Source organism: Ideonella sp. FW305-24, from assembly GCF_058788035.1.
Genome location: NZ_JBYTAI010000018.1, coordinates 45,371 through 63,137, shown reverse-complemented (window position 1 = coordinate 63,137; position 17,767 = coordinate 45,371). Strand labels below are relative to the sequence as shown.

Here is a 17,767-nt window from a genome sequence, read left to right as displayed (position 1 = left end):
TTATCATGACGATGAACAACGAGGCACGTGTGGCTTTCAAGCTGATCGATCCGCGCAGGATCTTCTTGGTTTCGGGCCAATTAATGGAGCAGAAGGTTGGCGGGCGCGAGGGGGTCTCCGCAGCTGTGACGCAGCGCATCGTTCACGCCGAGAACAGCGCTGCGGCGGTTCGTACGCTGGCTGAGGCGGAGCCTTCGTTCCAATTGCTCGGCATGGCCAGCCTGCACGACTATGAAGACGCCGCCCGGCGCATGCGCGCAGTGCTGGAAGGGCGCAGCGTCGAGTGGCTGCAGCTCGGGGAGGCCGCCCGCAGCTGACGGGAGAGTGCATGGGCTTTTGCTGCAAAAGCCCATGCGTCGAACAAGCGTGCATACCGGCAGCTTTGAGGTTATTATTTATTGCACATGGCAAAGCTCTTGAAATTCACGTCTGATCGGTCTCCCCTGCAGAGTGGGCTGGTCATGTTCTCGATGTTGTTCGTCGGGCTCGCACTGTCGGGCTTTGTGCCGACAGAGTGGTGGGCTGCGAAGTACAACTTCGACCCGCGCCTGGGGGAGCCTCTGTTTCGTGTTGGCCACATCGGGGTCTATCAGCCCGGGGCATGGGTGATGTGGGGCTGGCGTTATGCGGACGTGCCGCTGCTGCAGGCCTCGGTCCATCTGATGTTCGGCATCGCGACGTTCTCGGGCATCGTTTCCCTGCTCGTCGTCGCCTACGTGGCCTACAGGATGGCCAACGTGCAGAAGGGGATGGACGGACTACATGGCACCGCCCATTTTGCTGAGCACGAGGATGTGGATCAGACTGGCTTCATTGACGTACCGGGCTACAAATCCGAGGGTGTCGTGGTCGGCTCCGTGATGTTAGACAAGAAGGGCGCGGTCATTCACCCACATCACCCGAAATTCGCGCGACGCTACCAGCCGATCTTCGTGCGAGGACCGTGGAGAGAAGGCTTCAAGTCGCGCTCAAAGCGTGACAGGAACGGCCGCCCAATGTTCAAACTGCGCAAGTCCGTGGTCAAAGAAACTAAGTGGCTGCAGGACGGCGCGAACACGCACATTTTCGGCTTTTGTCCGACGCGGTCAGGCAAGGGCGTGGGCATGGTGATCCCGACCCTGCTGACATGGAAGCACTCGGTGATGACGAACGACCCCAAGGGCGAGGCCTGGGCGCTCACGTCCGGCTTCCGCCAGGCGGCAGGTCAGAAGGTGATCAAGTTCGAGCCAGCGGGCGAAGATGGCACCGGCGCGCGCTGGAACCCGCTCGATGAGATCCGCGTTTTCACGCTGCGCGACGTCGCGGACGCACAGATGATCATGCAAATGGCCTGCGACCCAAAGGGGGAGGGCCTCAAAGACTACTTCGACAAGGCAGGTTGGGAGTTCATCACAGCGGTCGCGCTGCACGTCAAATACATCAGCATCCAGAAACGCACTCCCGGCAGTCTAGCCTCCTGTGTGGATTTCCTCGGCGACCCGCTTTGGGACAGCGACAAGCAGATGTACACGGAGATGATGAATGCCACCCATGACCCCGAGGGAAAGATGGGTTGGGTGGACACCCTCGGGAAGCCGACCAAGACGCATCCGATGATCGCCAACGCGGCCAAGACGATGTTGAACAAGGAAGACAAGGATCGCAGCGGCGTGCTGAGTACTGCGAAGTCGCTGCTGTCGCTGTACTTGGATCCGATCGTCGCGCGGAACACTTCCACCTCGGACTTCCTTGTGCGCGACCTCATGACAGGGGAGCAGGCCGTCTCGCTGTACTACGTTTGCTCACCGAGCGACATGGAGCGGATGACGCCTCTGACCCGACTCTTTTACGCCATTTTCATTCGCCGGAACGCGAGCGACATGGCTTTCGAGGGTGGGCAGAGCGTGGCCAACTACACGCACCAGCTGCTCATGATCGTCGACGAGGCCGCGTCGCTCCAGAAGTTGCCAATCCTGCAAGAAGCGCTGGGCTACGTCGCCGGCTACGGCATTCGCATGTTCTTCCTTGTGCAAGACATCGTGCAGATTGAGGAACTGTACGGCGACAAGCAATCCTTCGATTCCGGCGCTGAGACGCGAATCGCTTACGCGCCTAACAAGATCGAGACGGCGGAAAAGCTCGCGCGGATGACCGGCAAGACAACGGTCACTGAGGATTCCGGCTCTCGCAGCCGGGACATCATCGGCATCAAGGCAGGCAACTTGTCGGTGAGCACGAGTAAGACGGCGCGTGACTTGGTTACTGCCGACGAATTCCTTTCGCTGCATGATCAGGACATCGTGGTGTTCGTCAAAGGCAAGCCGCCGATCTACGGCCGCAAGGCTTTCTACTACGAGAACCCCACCCTCGTGAAGCGCGCGTCTATGAAGCCGCCCGCGAGGTCCGACACGCTGCGTGGTGGTGAGGCTTTTGCCGGTTTCGCCGCCGCGGCGCCTGTCGTGGACGCCTCGCCGGAGGCAGTTGCAAAGGACAAATGGGCCGCAGGGCGCGAGGCGATGCGTCGCGAGGTCGCGACCGCGGTGCAGCCTGCCGCAGCATACGGCGGCGCAGATGGCCGCGTGGTCCCTCGGACCACATCGGAAGTCCCCGAAAAAGCAGACGCGCCGATCGCGCCAGCGCAAGCGCAGGCTTCCGAATCAAAGGTGCGGAGCCGCTATGCCGACGCCGTTAGGACGATTTCGGCTGAGGAACGTCGCGAGGTTGACGAACTGGTCGCGAGCATCGGGCTCGTCGAAAAAGTTGTCTCCGTCTCCGCTTTCTAGGAAACCGAGCGCTTTGCCGATATACTGTTAATTAGGTGTTAATTTTTATGCCCTTGCTAACTCGCATGTCGCAGATGATTTCATGTGGATTGAACGCGATGACCTTGCCGATATGGGGCTTGGCGATGTGCGCCATGCCGCTCAAGGCCGCCGCGCAAGCTGTGGCCGGCGTGGATCCGGAGTTCAGCGCACTGATGGCGCGCTGCGCGCCGACGGTTCATCCTGAGACGATGGCGGCCGTCGTTTCAGCGGAAAGTCGGGGCCATGCATTCGCGATCGCGGACGCGGGCCCAGTCGCCCTTCCGTGGTCGCAACGAAAGTCGATGGTGCGGTCGCTTTATCCCGGATCGGTCGGCGAAGCCGTTGCGACCGCAAAGGCACTGATTGCCAGTGGACACACCGTCTCATTGGGCGTCGCTCAGGTGAACGACCGCAATCTCGCGAAGATGAACGTGTCGCTGAACGAGGTGTTTGACCCGTGCACGAACGTGCGCATCGGCGGCCAGATCCTCACCGACTTCTATCAGCGCGCGGTGGACAGGTTCGGACCCGGTAAGACGGCGCTGAACGCAGCGCTCAGCGCCTACAACTCGGGTGACTGGGTGCGCGGAGCCAAGGACGGATACGTCGATCGCGTTTATGGGCAGGTCGGCAAACCACTTGCCATCAACACGCAGCGTGTTGTTCCGCGGCTGACCCGCGCCGGCGCGCAAGACGTGGCTGCGACAAGACCGGAGCGCGTTGCCACGGCCGCGCGAGGGTTCGCGATGAAAGCAAGCAACTTCTCCCTTGCGGAGATGCACTGAGGCGTACAGCGAGGAAGCGATGAACAGCAGCGTGCCAGTCTTGAACTATCCCGAGAGCGACCGACGAGTCGCACATGCGATGTGGCGCCTTCAAGAGGTCGCCGCGGGGACTCCGCCAAGTGCGGTGGACAAAATGCGCGCGCTGGAGGAGATGGCCGATCAGCTGCTGGCCATGCGGGCGAAGGGCTTCTCCAAGCCTGGGCTGGCTACGATCTTGTCTCAGTCGGGACTGAACGTCAGTGCAGAGGATCTTGACGAATTCCTGCGCCACGAGCTTCTCGCTCATGTCTTCGACTGTGCAGATGGGCTCCCTGCGATGACCAAGCGGCAACGCTTGGCCAAGTCGCAACGGGCGCTTTGGATCGAACGCGAACTCCGGCGGGCGGTGGCGACGGGTGAAGGCCTCGCGCTTCACTACCAGCCTCAGGTCGACATGGCTACCGGCGATGTAGTGGGCGCCGAAGCGCTCCTACGCTGGTCGGATGGCGAGGAGTCGATCAACCCGAGCGAATTCATCCCGGTGGCGGAGGCATGCGGATTGATTGTCGACATCGGCGACTGGGTGCTTCGCGAGGCCGCGCTTGAAGCTGCCAACTGGCGGCGCCTTGGGCTTGGCGGCGCGAAGGGCATCAAGATCTCGGTGAACCTCTCGGTGAAGCAGTTCGCTGACGATCTGCCGTTGCGCATCGACGGCGCCTTGCGAGCAGCGGGCCTCGAAAAGACACTGATGTGTCTGGAGATCACCGAGAGCTTCCTCGCGGGCGACAGTTCATGGGCGCTGCTGCAGGGTCTGCATGCGGCCGGCTTTCATCTTGCGCTTGACGACTTTGGCACTGGCTATTCGTGCCTTTCGCGCCTGAACACGCTGCCGCTCGACACCATCAAGATTGACAAGTCATTCGTTGTCGACCTCGGCGGAACAGCCAGCGCCACGGCTGTCGTGGAGGCCGTGATCGATCTGGCCAACAAGCTTGGCATGAAGACGATCGCTGAAGGTGTGGAAACCGAAGCTCAGCGGGCCTTGCTGTTGGAGCTTGGCTGCTGCGTGGCACAGGGCTATCTCTTTGCCAAGCCGCTCACCGCGACGGCCTTTGTTGAGTTCGTTGATCGCTCGGGATCGCGGCGTTCCGGCATCCCTAGAAGCGGCATGTTGCTTCCGCCTTGAATCTGCAAAGATCGCTCTTCAAAGCTGGCATTCGGCTGGCGCTTTTCAGCGGCTCAAGATGCTCGGCTTCGTCTCGGTCTATCAGGCGCGGTAAGAGCGGCCACAGCCAGGGGTGACGACATGGAAGCACACGAATGGGCCTACGACTACGCCAAGGCCTGGGGAACGCTGGTCCACGGTGAGCACGACAGCGGCGACACCACCCAGTACGCGCTTAGCCTTTGGCCGAAGTTCCACACCCTGGATCCTGCAGAGAAGGCGCGGCTCGACCACGTCGAGTTGCTGACGCGCGTCGCGGCCGAGCAGTGCAAGACAGGGGTCGGCCAGGCGCTTGCGATCGCGGCCACGGACCTGATGCGTCGACTCAACCAGACGCCGCCACTGGAAATTCTGGACCGCGTCATGGAGCCGCATGTGGGCAGCGACCCTGACTTTGAGCGTGATCCCGCCAACCCGCCGCAGGATTTTGACGACTACCTTGACCCGCCGAGCCCGCTGGCCAGGTTGATCGCATCGGCCTTGGCGCCAGACATCAGCGACGCTGAGTATCTGCTCTTGGCGGGCGGCCCGGAGGCCCAGCAGGGACCGATTTTCCTGGCCGCGAACGAGAAATGGGAGGCGGCCATCGGGCGGTTCGGTGAGCGATACAAGCTGTGGGGCCGCAACGCTTGACGAGCCGTAGGGCGGCTACGCCGCAAGCCGGTGCTCGTAGTACATCGGCTCGCGGTCGTCGAGGATGTCGTAGAGCGCCTGGAGGTTGTTGGGGTCCGGGTTCAGCCAGGCATCCACGTGCTCGGGACGGATCGGAATGATGCAGCGGTCATGGCCGGCGTCAGCGACTTCTGCAGGCGGCTCGTCGGTGATGGCGGCGAAGGACAGCAGGTCCGGCTCACCGTCCTTGGTCCAGTGCGACCACAGGCAGGCCACCAGCATGTCGGCGCCCGTGTTCGGCTTGAACTCGAGCACCACGTTCTCCGGCTTCTCGTCGGGCGCCAGTTCGCGATGCTCCATCGCATGGCGGGCGACGTTTTCGTAGAAGGCGGAGGCCAGCAGGACGCCGTGGCTGACACCGAAGTGGCCGCGCCAGAATTTCTCCAGGTTGTCGCGCCTGGCGTTGTAAGTGCCTGGGAACTGGAAGTCGTAGCTGGCCGGTCGCCCAATCGGGCGGCATTGGTAACGCATGGGCAGCACTACCTTCTGGCCGTCGCGGACCACCATCACCGGCGCATAGACGCCGGGATAGATGCGCGAGTCCCGTGGCAACGGCTCGCTGCGGCGCAGATCCTCCAGGTCCAGCTTGGCCTTGGAGATCTTCGACGTCGCAATGCGCCGGCTCTCCAGCGCCGCCTTGGTCGACTTCGTCTGCAGCTTGCGTTCGGCCTCCACCAGCCGGGTGCGCTGCGCAAACAGATCCTGCTCGATCGCCAGGGCCCGCTCGGCCTTGTACGCGTCGATGTAGCCCTTGATCGTCCGCTCGCCCTCGCCCTCGGTCTGGGCGTTCAGCTCGAACGAGGCTTCCATGGCCTTGGGCACCGCCAGCTTGCCCTGCGTGCGCCGGAAGAACAGCTCGACGAACTCCTTGATGCCCAGGTGCGCGCCGAACAGGCGCACGTAGTCACGGTAGTTGGCGCGGATTTGAGCGGAATAGCACATGGCGGTCAGCGTTCCGGTTCGAAGCGGCCGTTATCGCACAGCAGCCCCTGCTCGGCCAGCAAATCCATCTGCCGCACTGCGGCGTGAAGTCTTGGGCTGGACAGGCCAAGGAGGCGAATGATACTGTATGGCCATCCAGTATTTCAGCCATGAATGTTGCCCAAGCCCTGGAGGCGCTGCCCGTCCTCCCTGAACTCAACCCCTCGCCAACCGGCGAGCGGCCTGGCCGAGCGCTGCCAGAGGCCCTGGACGCCACCGTGTGGCGGGGCTCGGAGCTGGGCCATGCAACGAGCACCGAGGTCTGTCCCTCGGGCTGGGCCGCACTGGACGCCGAGTTGCCGGGCGGCGGCTGGCCACGGCATGCCGTGACCGAGATCCTGACGGCCCAGCCCTCGCTGCTGGAGTGGCGCCTGCTGGCGCCTGCCTTGCGCCCTGTGATCGCCGCTGGCGGCCAGGTGGTGGTCGTCGGCCCACCGCGCCACCCTCATGCCCCTGGCCTGGTCCTGGAAGGCCTGGACGACCGCCAGCTGGTCTGGATTCAGGCCGAGAAGCCGGCCGAGCGCCTGTGGGTCACCGAACAGCTGATCCGCTCGAACGCCGCCGGCGCCGTCGTGGCCTGGTTACCGCATGCCCGCCAGGAGCAGCTGCGCCGGCTGCAGGTCAACGCCGGCGGCTGCGAGGGCCTGGTCTTCCTCTGCCGCCCGGAGGCTGCCCGCCACGAAGCCTCGGCGGCCCCGCTACGCGTGCTGGCCTCGGTCGGCATCGACTGGGAGCTGCACCTGCACATCCTCAAGCGCCGAGGTCCTGCGCATGAAGGGCAGCTCGTGCTGCCGTCCGTGCCCGCGGGACTGGCATCGGTGCTGACCCCGCGCCTGCGCAAACCCAGTCTGCTCCTGTCGGGAGACCGGACTGATTCATCCCGAGAGGCCGGCCATGCTGTGGGCCGCCCTGTTGCTGCCCCCGCTGTCCGACCGCTCGCCGCCGTTCGATGAACCCGCGCGTCAGGCTCTCGCCACCTGGGCGCTGCAATACAGCCCCCGCGTCGCGACCGTCGATGAAGCCGTAGTCATGGAGGTCGAGGCCAGCACCCGCCTGTTTGGCGGCAAACGGGCGCTGCGCGACCGGGTCGTTCAGGAAGCCGCCGAGCTGGGCGTCTGCCAGGTCGCCTGGGCGCCCAACAGCGTGGCCGCGCTGGCCCTGGGCCGGGCCGGCAAGGAGAACGGCGTGCGCCGGCCGATTGCCGAGCTGCTGGACCCCTTGCCAATGGAGACGGTCTCGGCCGTCCTGCCCCACCGGACCACGCTGACCCAGCTGGGCTGCCGGACCCTGGGCCAGCTGCGTGCCTTGCCGCGTGGCGGCATCAGCCGGCGCTTCGACGCGGCGCTGCTGCATGCCCTGGACCAGGCCTATGGCATGAGACCCGAGGCGCACACCTGGATCACGGTGCCCGAGACCTTCTCGGCCCGCCTGGAACTGCAGGCCCGCGTGGAAGTTGCGCCAGCCTTGTTGTTCGGGGCCAGGCGGCTCTTGATGCAGCTGTGCGGCTGGCTGGCGGCCCGGCACGCCGGCACCACCGCGTTCATCCTGCGCTGGAAGCACGACAGCATGCGGCCCAAAGACGTGGCCGACAGCGGCGAGCTGGTCGTGCGCACCGCCTCGCCCATGCGCGACCTGGAGCACCTCTGCCGCCTGCTGGCCGAGAACCTCGCCAAGATTCAGCTGCTGGCCCCGGCCGGCGAGCTGCAGCTCGAAGCACTGGATGTGCAGGCACTGGAAGAACACAGCGCCTCGCTGCTGCCCGACACCGTCAAGACCGGCGAATCGCTGACCCTGGTGCTGGAGCGAATTGCGGCCAGGCTGGGACCTGAGAAGGTGTTGCGGCCGGTGGTGGTCGAGGACCACCGGCTCGAATGGATGCAGCACTGGCAGCCCGCACCGGCGGCCCTGCCGAAGAAGCGGCCGAGGCCCATGCGCTTTCCGCAACCGACGAGCATGCTGCCGGTGCCGCTGCGCCTGGCGATGCGCGGCGAGCGGCCGCTGTACCAGGGACCGCTGTTCATGCTGATCGGGCCGCACCGCGTCGAAGGTGGCTGGTGGGATCGTGCGTCGGCCGAAGAAGGTCAGCAGGGCCAGGCCATGCGCAACGTGGTGCGGGACTACTGGGTGGCGCTGAGCCAGCACAGTGGGCCGCTGCTGATCTTCCAGGAGCGCCTGGCAGATGACCGGACCGCCTGGTACTTGCAGGGCGAGTACGTATGACCTTGCGCCTGGTCTCGGCCATCCCGCACTACGCTGAGCTGCGCTGTCGCAGCTGCTTCAGCTTTCTGCAAGGAGCGAGCTGGCCGGAGGAGCTGGTCAAGCGGGCCAAGCAGCTCGGCTACCGGGCGCTGGCGATCACCGACGAATGCTCGGTGGCCGGGGTCGTGCGGGCGCACGTCGCGGCCAAGGAGCACAAGCTCAAGCTGTTGATCGGCAGCCAGTTCCATGTCGAGTGTGATTCACCGTTCACGATGGTGGTGCTGGCCTGCAACCTGAACGGCTACGGCAACCTGTGCGAGTTCATCACCGGCCTGCGCCGGACCTCCCCCAAGGGCAGCTACCGGCTGACCCTCGACCACATCCAGCCGCAGGCGCTGGCCGACTGCGTGGTGCTGGTGTCGCCGGACCGGGACGCGACGCCGGAACAGCTGGCCACGGTGGCCCGTTGGTTGCTGACGAATTTCATGGGGCGGTGCTGGCTGTCGGTCGAGCTGTACCGGGTCATCGACGACGAGTGCTGGCTGCATCGGCTGCGCGAGGTCAGTGAGCTGACCGCGATTCCGCTGGTGGCCTGTGGCGACGTGCTGATGCATGTGAGATCGCGTAAGCCGTTGCAGGACGTGATGACGGCCACGCGGGTGGGCAAGCCACTGACGGAATGCGGTGCGGATCTGCAGGGCAATGCCGAGCAGCACCTGCGCACCCGGCTGCGGTTGTCGCAGCGCTTCCCGGCCGAGCTGCTGGCTGAGACCTTGCGCGTGGCCGAGCGTTGCGAGTTCAGCCTGGATGAGATCCGCTACCAGTACCCGGCCGAGGTCGTGCCGGACGGCGAGTCGCCCACGTCCTACCTTCGGCGCCTGACCTACGAAGGTGCCGGGCGGCGCTGGCCCGAGGGAATGCCGGCAAAGGTGCAGACGCAGATCGAGCACGAACTCGCGCTGATCCAGGAGCTGAACTACGAGGACTACTTCCTGACCGTGGCGGACATCGTCCGGTTTGCGCGCAGCCAGCACATCCTCTGCCAGGGCCGCGGCAGCGCGGCGAACTCGGTGGTCTGCTACTGCGTAGGCATCACCGAGGTCGACCCGGCCCGCATGTCGGTGCTGTTCGAGCGCTTCATCAGCAAAGAGCGCAACGAGCCGCCGGACATCGACGTGGACTTCGAGCACCAGCGCAGAGAAGAAGTCATCCAGTACCTCTATGCCAAGTACGGCCGGCACCGGGCGGCGCTGACCGCAGTCGTCATCAGCTACCGGCCCAAGAGTGCGTTCAAGGACGTCGGCAAGGCCCTGGGCTTCAAGGAGGAACAGTTGGAGGCGCTGGCCAACAACTTCACCTGGTGGGACGGGCGCGAAGTGATGCCTGAGCGCGTGGCCGAGGCCGGGCTGGACATCAATGACCTGGCGGTCCGGCAACTGCTGACGCTGGTGGGCGATCTGCTCGGCTTCCCGCGTCACCTGAGCCAGCACCCGGGCGGCTTCGTCCTGACCAAGGGGCCGTTGACGCGGCTGGTGCCGGTGGAGAACGCGGCGATGGAGAACCGCACGGTCGTGCAGTGGGACAAGGACGACCTCGACGCGATGGGGCTGTTGAAGGTGGACGTGCTGGCCCTGGGCATGCTCTCGGCGATCCGGCGTTGCCTGGCCTTTGTCGGCGAGCGCAAGGGCCATGTCTTCGAGATGCAGGACATCCCGGCGGAAGACCCGGCCACCTACGACATGATCTGCAAGGCCGACACGGTGGGCGTGTTCCAGATCGAGAGCCGGGCGCAGATGTCGATGCTGCCGCGATTGAAGCCGCGGTGCTTCTATGACCTGGTGGTCGAAGTCGCGATCGTCAGGCCGGGGCCGATTCAGGGGCAGATGGTGCACCCGTACTTGCAGCGGCGGCAGGGTAAGGAGGCTGTCAGCTATCCCAGCGAAGACCTCAAGGTGGCATTGGGGCGGACGTTGGGGGTGCCGATCTTCCAGGAACAGGTGATGCAAGTGGCGATCCTGGCGGCGGGGTTCACGCCGGGGGAGGCGGACCAGCTCAGACGCAGCATGGCGGCCTGGAAGCGCAAGGGTGGGCTGCAGCAGTATCACGACAAGATCGTCAATGGCATGACGTCGCGGGGCTATGAAGAGGCCTTTGCCAAGCAGATCTTTGAGCAGATCAAGGGGTTCTCGGAGTACGGGTTCCCGGAGAGCCATGCGGCCTCGTTCGCACTGCTGGTCTACGCCAGTTGCTGGCTCAAGTGCCACCACCCGGCGGAGTTCCTGGCGGCGATGCTCAACAGCCAGCCGCTGGGCTTCTACTCGCCTTCACAGCTGGTTCAGGACGCGCAGCGGCACGGCGTGGAGGTGCGGGCTGTGGACGTGCTGCACAGCGAATGGGACTGCACGCTGGAAGGGGTCGAAGAACCGCCTGCCGTGCGACTGGGCATGCGCCTGGTGTCGGAGCTGAAGGAGGCTTCCGTGAGTCGCATCGTGGCGGCCAGGGCGCAGGGGTTGTTCGACAGCGCGGAGGACCTGGCCAGGCGGGCGCAGCTGGAGCAGCACGAGATGCGGTTGTTGGCCGGGGCCGATGCGCTGATGAGCTTGGCGGGGCACCGGCGGCAGCAGGTGTGGGAGGCGTCGGCACTGCGAAGGCCGCCGGAGCTGATGCGCGAAGCGCCGGTCGACGAGGCGTTCCTGGAGCTGACGCCGGCCCTCGAAGGCGAAGAGGTGGTGCACGACTATGCGACGGTGGGGCTGACGCTGCGCAGCCATCCGCTTGCGCTGTTGCGGCGGCACCTGACCCAGCGGCGACTGCGCACGGCCGAGCAGCTGCTCAAGCTGCCGGATGGTGTGCCGGTGCGCTACGCTGGCATCGTCACGGTCAGGCAGCAGCCGGAAACGGCCAACGGGACCGTGTTCATCAGCCTCGAAGACGAGACCGGCAACATCCAGGTCATCGTGTGGCGCTCGCTCAAGGAGAAGCTGCGCAGCGTGGTGCTGCGGGCGAGGCTGATGGAAGTGCGAGGGACTTGGCAGCGCGAGGGTGACGCGACCAGCATCGTCGCGGACTACCTGGAGGATCTGACGCCGTTGCTGGGGCGGCTGGAGACCGAGTCGAGGGACTTCAGGTAGCCGTCGGGAAGGCGACCTGGCCCAGCGCATCGCGCGCTGAAGTCTTCACAGCAGCTCGCGGGGCGTGTCGAAGGATTGGACGCCGAGGGCCATCAGGACGCATCGAAGTTCTGCGGTTTGCTGGTCGCGTGCGCCTTCGATCTTGATGTCGGCGTGGGCGTGTTTGGCGTTCCACTCGCCGGCCAAGTGGTAGGCGGTGACTTCCTTGCGGAGGGCGCGGATCTGTCGGTCTTGGAAGGCTGTCCAGGGCTGGCGTTGACCGCCTTCAACTTCGATGAAGAGGCTGAAGCCGTTGGAGTCGAACTGGTAGCCGACGCGGTAAGCGAGGTGAACGCCGAGGGCGTATTCGAGCGCCAAACCGGTAAGGTTGCGCGTGGGAACTAAAGACATCTGGACTGGAGCTGCGGAGGTGGGGACGGACGTTTATTCTTGCGGATTGTTCACCTTGCGCAGCGGTGGCGGCACAAAGCCTGCGACATCTTCGGCCCTCGCAATTTCCTTTCGCAAGACATCCAGTTCGCTGGCGAGTCGGTCACGAATTGCATCCAGATCCTCGGCTCTTGAGTTAGCTTTGAGCGCCCGTTCCCAATTGGCCTGGTACGGGGACGCTCCCAACGACTCAGCTAATCGATCGGTGACGAAACCTAGCGCCCAAAGGCATGCTGCGTACTCTGAATTCCTGCGGCTGTAGTGGCGGCGGACAGCCTCTTCACCGCCCACTAGGCCCCACCTCTCAAGCAGTTCGCTCAAGTCTTCAAGTTCGGTCGCCATCTGCCGGCCCATGGGGATCAGCGCCCTGAGATTCGCCCTGTTAAATTTGTGGTGATCGTAGCGCTGCCGCGCATTCAGATTGATCTGTGCGCAGAACCGACCGCCCCCTAGCTCTTCGATGGGTTGCTCGGCAATGTCCACAACGCGCTTGTCGATCATCGCGATCAGTTCCTGCAGCCGCTTCTTCGCCGACTCCGCACGCGCTGCGCTCAACTCCACCTGCTGGAGATGCACCGTCCACAAGACGCCAACGAAGCTGAAAAAAGCCAGGATCGGGTTCAGCGTGCCGCCAACATAGTCGCCGAACTGGCCCCAGCTTCCCGGATCCCACTTTGCTGTCAGCTTGGGCTCGACGGCCCATCTGACGACATAGGCCGCCAGGACCAGCACTGCCATGACTACGGCGGCCCAGAGCCACCGCTTGAGGACTGGCGAGAACCTATCAGATGACGCCTTGGGTTCGCTCATGGCAGACGCAACGAGTTGTTTCCGGCATGGTACGGCAGCCTCGACGGCGGACCGCTGCGCTGCGTTAGACGCCCACAAAATTCCGTGGTTGAAAAGTAGACGCTACCGGTAGTGCTCGCCAGGGTTCGCGACCCTCTTATACGGCTCGGACTGGGTATCATTGACACATCGGAGTTCCAACGGCACCCCGATACCTGAAAAGACAAAGGGCCACCGACTCGCGATCGGTGACCCTTCGGGGTTCTTTACAGGCTGTGCGCCCCAAAACCCAATCTCTGGTCGAGATGTGTCGGCAGTGTAGTTCAACGCCGGCATGGGTGTCTTCGCATGGCCGTTTTCGTCTCTAAACCATGCGATTTTCCATGTCTATGACAACTTCACACCAGCCCCAAGAGCGCGTTCACGTGCGCGACTACACCCGCTTCCGCAACGACAAAGCGGAGGAAGTTGGCCAGCACACGCGCAGGTTCCCCGAGCGTTGATCGCTTGAGCGCCGCCTGAGCGCAAGGCCGGTTCACTGAAAGGTGGCCGGCCTTTTTCGTTTGCGCGCAAGACGATCATTGTCGCCATGCCCCCATCGAGCGACACCGAAGGCTACCGCAAGATCTTCTGGTTCGACAGCGCCCGACGCGCCAGTTGACGCTCAACCCGCGCAATGATCAGAACTACGGGCCGGAGGTGCCTGCAGGAACGGAGCCAGCTCTATAGGCGAGCAGGAGCCCGTGTAAATCACGGCCGAGAGCGACCGAACCTTCATTGAGGTGATTGAACAGCTCCTCCAGGAATGGAAGGACAGGCATGTCCCGCCACACGGTTTGCCTCGACTGCTTCTTCACTACGAAATCGAAGGTTCCAGCCTCGATCCGCATTTCAAAGCGCTTCGGGCGTCTCCCAACCATATCCTCAACGAGGAAAGAACGCGAAATCGCTCGATGCTTTGCGCGGTTGCTCAGCCCGTGGAGGACGTCCCAGTGCGGTACTGCTTGAAACTGGACGAGGGCCGCCCCCAATGGACTGAAGGCATTGTCGGCAGAAAGGAGGGCCGCGACTTTGTGCAAGGTCACCTGGCTTCGGTCGATCGGGTTGCTGCGGTGCTGGCCTGTGGCGTAGTACAGCGCGAATGCCCAGGTATCCGCCACCGAGTGAAGCGCTGCCACCGCCCCAACAATATGCGCCTCTGCTTCCACGATGACGTTATGAGCGAGATCTCGCCTAGTGGTGCCGTCGGTCTTGAGTGCAGCCGCGAGAGCTTCTGGGGAAACAACACCCTCGTGCTCGGTCATTAGCCGATTGATCTCGGAGTAGTGATACCGGGCGTGATCGAGCCGTCGAAAGACCGAATGAAAGCTCGCGTGAGCTTCAACCTCCGCAGTTTCGCCGAAGTGCTGCAGGACTAAGGCCTGTGTGGCGGGGACATCAAACTGCGGATCGTTCATTCGCAGCAGCATAGCGAACGAAGGTTGACAGGTAAACGGTGCGTGCTGGGCGAAGCGCCGCCCAAAAAATGCCCGCATGCCCCCCGCCCCACCGCAAGCCTCGCCCTGCCGGCAGCCGTGCTCCAGATACTTGGCGGGGAAACAGTCGGACCAGGTTCAGGAGTTCATCCTGCAACGGCTTGATGCGACTGAGCTTGTCCATGTTGTGTCCAAAAAGGCAGGCCCAGCAGCACAACGCCACTGGGCCTGGGAAGCCGGCCGCCTGTAGAGGGAGGGAGGAAGTGGCGGCCGGAGTTACGGGTTACAGCTTGGCGTCCCAGCCGATGTGGATCAGGTTCTGATGAACGCCCAGTTCGAGCTCCACGTCGAAGCCTCGTTCGAGCATGTCGTCACGGATAACTTCAGCGATGGCTTCATTGTCCAGGCGCATCGTCAGGGTGTCCGCACCGTAGCTGGCAGCGGCCTTGACGTGGCCCCACAGATCTTCCAGGCCAGCGTAGATGCGAGTGCCAGCCAGGCTGACCATCTCGTTAGCGTCGTCGCGGTCAAGTGGCTTCTCATCAAGCCGGCGCACGCCAGCGGCTGCAGCTTGCAGAATCTGGCCGATGTCGAGGGGACTTGTCATGCTGGTTCCAGATGTGAGGAACCCCGCCGCCCGGCGATCGACCAGGGCGTGGGGCTCGATTTCGATTCCAGGTCAGCCCTGCGTCAGCGGGCCGGCAGGTGTCTCAACGAGGTCCAACCGGCGTTCGACGGGCCGGAAGCGGGCCTCGATTTGGTCGATCCGCTCCTGCATTGCAGCGTGGTCGTCATGGATGTGGCCCAAGCCGATTTGGACCTGATCCAGGTTGCGCTCCACAGCACCGACGCGCACGGTCAAGTCGTCCAGCCGCCGGTTGGACTCGAGGCGGAAGGTCTGAATCTCATTGCGCGGCAGCCGCAGCTGCTCGAGCAAGAGGTTGGAGACGTTTTCAGTCATGCCCATGCCTCAAATGTAAAACGGTTTCAGCAACAGGTCACGTCCGCTGGAGGCAGCAACGCCTCGGCGCGGAGAACTGCAGGATAGGAGCCAACGTCGCCGTCGTGGTCCGGTGCGCCAGTGGCGGCACGATTCGGCGTTGTTCAGCAATGTCAGCTCAAGAAACAGGGACGGCAACAATGGTGCCGATGTGGGTCGAAACATACCGTGACAATCTTTCTTATGTAAAGTTATACCGACGGAGACGGACCATTGCAGCGGCTAAGCGGGGAAGCATTGCTTTCTCCTTGCTGTGGCGATGCGGACCGCCCGAATCGCCGGCTTCAGCCTAATGGCAATCGCGAGGAACGTGAGCACAAAACTTGACGCAAAGCTCCGGGGTTTTTAGCTCTAAAGAAACCGCGCCATTAATGTCTTTGACGCGACGCTGTGTGCGCTGGAGTCGACCAGCGTCGCGTGCCGTTGTCGTTTGGGCTAGAAGTGCCAACAACGGATTGACTTGCCTTGATGAACTACTGGAGAGTGCAGGCAGCCGGATTCTTTGTACAGGGATTCGTCGGTGGCGGTACGTGGCCTGGATCAGTGATGACGCTTCCCCTGACACTAGGTGTGGGATCTGAGATGCCTACGGGATAAGAGATCTTCAGCCCATAATCCACGTACCTCGAGGATCCATACACAATTGCATCTGCGCCGGTAAGCGGGTTCTTCCTAACTCCGTCAATCGTTATCCCGGCTGCAGAGCTACCATCCAATCGAATGGCATAGTCACCGCCCAATTTCTGAAAAACTGGGCAAAGCTGCGCAGCAGTGGTCGTGCTACCCGCAACTGACGACATAAATATGAGCCTCTTGCTGGGCGCGGTACCAAAGGCAGACCAACGATTCACCGTCGCGTCGCTTGTGCATGTGCCATTTTTTAGAACGGACGTTGACGAACTGGCCACTACGCTTCCCGTGAAATTAGTTGATATCCACAGTGGGGGCTTGGTACCCTCTTTCCAAGAGTAGTTTCCGCCCGGCGTAACCAGGAAGCCAAGCTTATTACCATCGAAAACTTGATCATCAGTGCACACTCCCCCGGACTTGCAATTATTTGCAATGTTATCTGTCTGATACTGAACAAACCCCTTTGCCAAACCCTTTCCTGGCCCACTCCCAGAATCCCCGCTCCACGTAAATCCGTTGAGAACAATCTGGGTGTTTTCTGCCCAGACTTCAATTCGATGCAGCTCTAGTTGGCCGGTCGAAGAATTCACTTTGTCATAGGCCATCGAGAATGCTTCGCGGCTGTCAAGTGCATTGGCAATAGCGATGTGTACGTACGGCGGTACAGATTCACAATCCTGAATATACACGGCGCCGGTGGTAACCAGTGCAGCGGATATTGCGGCGACCTCCTTGTTCAGTGCGGCAACGCAAGCATCTGTGGGTAGCGCGCTCGCCGTCCCGCCAGAACCGTCTTCTGTGCTTCGAGAACTACCGTATCGAATTACTCCTGTTGCAGGTACCGATTTCCTCTTGGTAGCAGGAGCCGCGTTGGCCCCGACGGACCCGGACTTCACGCCAGCCTCCCACTGACGAAATTTCGCCAATTCGGGGGCTGCAAGCGTTGCGGGTGTGGAAAACTGAACTTCTGGGTAAATATCGACAAGAGGATATTTATCACCTGTGTCATGAACCGCGACGCTGAAAATTGCCGGGACACGCAGGGCATCCTTAGGTATTGTAAACTGCACCCCTAGGCTCAAAGAGGCAACTGTTGTTACAGCGGGCGTGTAGTAAACGGACCGCCTGCTTGGGTTATACGCAATAGCGGTGGCAAAATTTGGTGAATAGTCTAGCTCATCCCGCCCGGTCCCTTTGTGGACCACCGCTAAGATTTCGCCGCCAGGCAGTTCCCCGGAGAGGTTAAATGGGGATGTGAGCGAAACGGAGCCAGTAACTTTTGCCCCATTTCCGTCGGTCGCGAACCGGATGCTTCGAACGGACATGCTGGGCACAATCAACTGAGCAACGAATGTGCTCCTGCCGTCTTTAGTGCTATGTAAATCGAGCGTTGAGCTTAGAAGCTTTTGGGGGCTAAAGCATGTTTCTTCGCCACAAACGATCACGGTGCCGATCGATACTTTGGATGCACTGGTTTCTTCGTCCGCGACCAAGCTAATTTTGAGACGATATTCCCCTGCATTGAGTGCATCCGAATCTTTGATGGATCGCACTGTCTCTATCGACGTAGGAGACGCCAATGCCGACGCGGAAACGATGGCTAACAGCGCGGCGATCTGAATAAGTTTCCCTGAATTCTTGTTCATATTAATTTGTTTGGTAGTAGGTTGAATTTGAAAACCGTTGATT

The 17,767-nt window shown here is 62.4% G+C and carries 15 protein-coding genes; 8 read left to right on the top strand and 7 right to left on the bottom strand.

Going from position 1 to position 17,767, the window contains the following annotated elements; translation table 11 throughout:
- Positions 1-5: 5 nt before the first annotated feature.
- From AC3WR5_RS30435 to AC3WR5_RS30415, 5 genes are all read left to right on the top strand, one after another.
- Entirely contained in the window at positions 6-317 is a 312-nt protein-coding gene (locus tag AC3WR5_RS30435) for a hypothetical protein (protein WP_492489390.1), read from the top strand.
- Positions 318-461: 144 nt separating this feature from the next.
- Positions 462-2,762 (top strand): type IV secretory system conjugative DNA transfer family protein, encoded by a 2,301-nt coding sequence (locus tag AC3WR5_RS30430; protein WP_492489389.1) that lies wholly within the window; start codon positions 462-464, stop codon positions 2,760-2,762.
- A 65-nt stretch (positions 2,763-2,827) separates the two neighbouring features.
- The gene (locus AC3WR5_RS30425) at positions 2,828-3,568 is read left to right on the top strand and encodes a lytic transglycosylase domain-containing protein (RefSeq protein WP_492489388.1); all 741 of its coding nucleotides are present in this window, start codon (positions 2,828-2,830) and stop codon (positions 3,566-3,568) included.
- Between the two features lie 19 nt (positions 3,569-3,587).
- The gene (locus AC3WR5_RS30420) at positions 3,588-4,733 is read left to right on the top strand and encodes a putative bifunctional diguanylate cyclase/phosphodiesterase (RefSeq protein WP_492489387.1); all 1,146 of its coding nucleotides are present in this window, start codon (positions 3,588-3,590) and stop codon (positions 4,731-4,733) included.
- Between the two features lie 120 nt (positions 4,734-4,853).
- Positions 4,854-5,405: a hypothetical protein gene (locus AC3WR5_RS30415; RefSeq protein WP_492489386.1), complete on the top strand. Its 552-nt coding sequence runs from the start codon at positions 4,854-4,856 to the stop codon at positions 5,403-5,405.
- Positions 5,406-5,420: 15 nt separating this feature from the next.
- Here AC3WR5_RS30415 and AC3WR5_RS30410 read toward each other — a convergent pair whose 3' ends face one another.
- Positions 5,421-6,386: an SOS response-associated peptidase family protein gene (locus AC3WR5_RS30410; protein WP_492489384.1), complete on the bottom strand. Its 966-nt coding sequence runs from the start codon at positions 6,384-6,386 to the stop codon at positions 5,421-5,423.
- Positions 6,387-6,535: 149 nt separating this feature from the next.
- Here AC3WR5_RS30410 and imuA point away from each other — a divergent pair, with 149 nt between their 5' ends.
- Genes imuA through AC3WR5_RS30395 form a run of 3 tightly spaced genes read left to right on the top strand, consistent with a single transcriptional unit; the run spans position 6,536 to position 11,755 of the window.
- On the top strand, positions 6,536-7,378 hold the full coding sequence (imuA, locus tag AC3WR5_RS30405; RefSeq protein WP_492489382.1) for a translesion DNA synthesis-associated protein ImuA: 843 nt from the start codon (positions 6,536-6,538) through the stop codon (positions 7,376-7,378).
- Positions 7,320-8,645 (top strand): Y-family DNA polymerase, encoded by a 1,326-nt coding sequence (locus AC3WR5_RS30400; protein WP_492489381.1) that lies wholly within the window; start codon positions 7,320-7,322, stop codon positions 8,643-8,645. The genes imuA and AC3WR5_RS30400 overlap by 59 nt, the downstream gene beginning before the upstream one ends.
- Positions 8,642-11,755 (top strand): error-prone DNA polymerase, encoded by a 3,114-nt coding sequence (locus AC3WR5_RS30395; RefSeq protein WP_492489379.1) that lies wholly within the window; start codon positions 8,642-8,644, stop codon positions 11,753-11,755. The genes AC3WR5_RS30400 and AC3WR5_RS30395 overlap by 4 nt, the downstream gene beginning before the upstream one ends.
- Before the next feature lie 45 nt (positions 11,756-11,800).
- On the opposite strand, the gene AC3WR5_RS30390 is transcribed toward AC3WR5_RS30395, so the two are convergent.
- The 6 genes from AC3WR5_RS30390 to AC3WR5_RS30365 all read right to left on the bottom strand — a co-directional run bounded on the left by AC3WR5_RS30390 (position 11,801) and on the right by AC3WR5_RS30365 (position 17,724).
- Positions 11,801-12,112: a hypothetical protein gene (locus AC3WR5_RS30390; protein ID WP_492489377.1), complete on the bottom strand. Its 312-nt coding sequence runs from the start codon at positions 12,110-12,112 to the stop codon at positions 11,801-11,803.
- A 66-nt stretch (positions 12,113-12,178) separates the two neighbouring features.
- Positions 12,179-12,922, bottom strand: a complete 744-nt coding sequence (locus tag AC3WR5_RS30385; RefSeq protein WP_492489375.1) for a hypothetical protein — start codon at positions 12,920-12,922, stop codon at positions 12,179-12,181.
- Between the two features lie 737 nt (positions 12,923-13,659).
- Positions 13,660-14,430, bottom strand: a complete 771-nt coding sequence (locus AC3WR5_RS30380; RefSeq protein ID WP_492489373.1) for a hypothetical protein — start codon at positions 14,428-14,430, stop codon at positions 13,660-13,662.
- 301 nt (positions 14,431-14,731) lie between these two features.
- Positions 14,732-15,055 carry a hypothetical protein gene (locus AC3WR5_RS30375; RefSeq protein WP_492489372.1) on the bottom strand — a complete coding sequence of 108 codons (324 nt, stop codon included), beginning with the start codon at positions 15,053-15,055 and terminating at the stop codon, positions 14,732-14,734.
- A 72-nt stretch (positions 15,056-15,127) separates the two neighbouring features.
- Positions 15,128-15,415 (bottom strand): hypothetical protein, encoded by a 288-nt coding sequence (locus AC3WR5_RS30370; RefSeq protein ID WP_492489370.1) that lies wholly within the window; start codon positions 15,413-15,415, stop codon positions 15,128-15,130.
- A 506-nt stretch (positions 15,416-15,921) separates the two neighbouring features.
- Positions 15,922-17,724: a hypothetical protein gene (locus AC3WR5_RS30365; RefSeq protein ID WP_492489368.1), complete on the bottom strand. Its 1,803-nt coding sequence runs from the start codon at positions 17,722-17,724 to the stop codon at positions 15,922-15,924.
- Positions 17,725-17,767 lie beyond the last annotated feature (43 nt).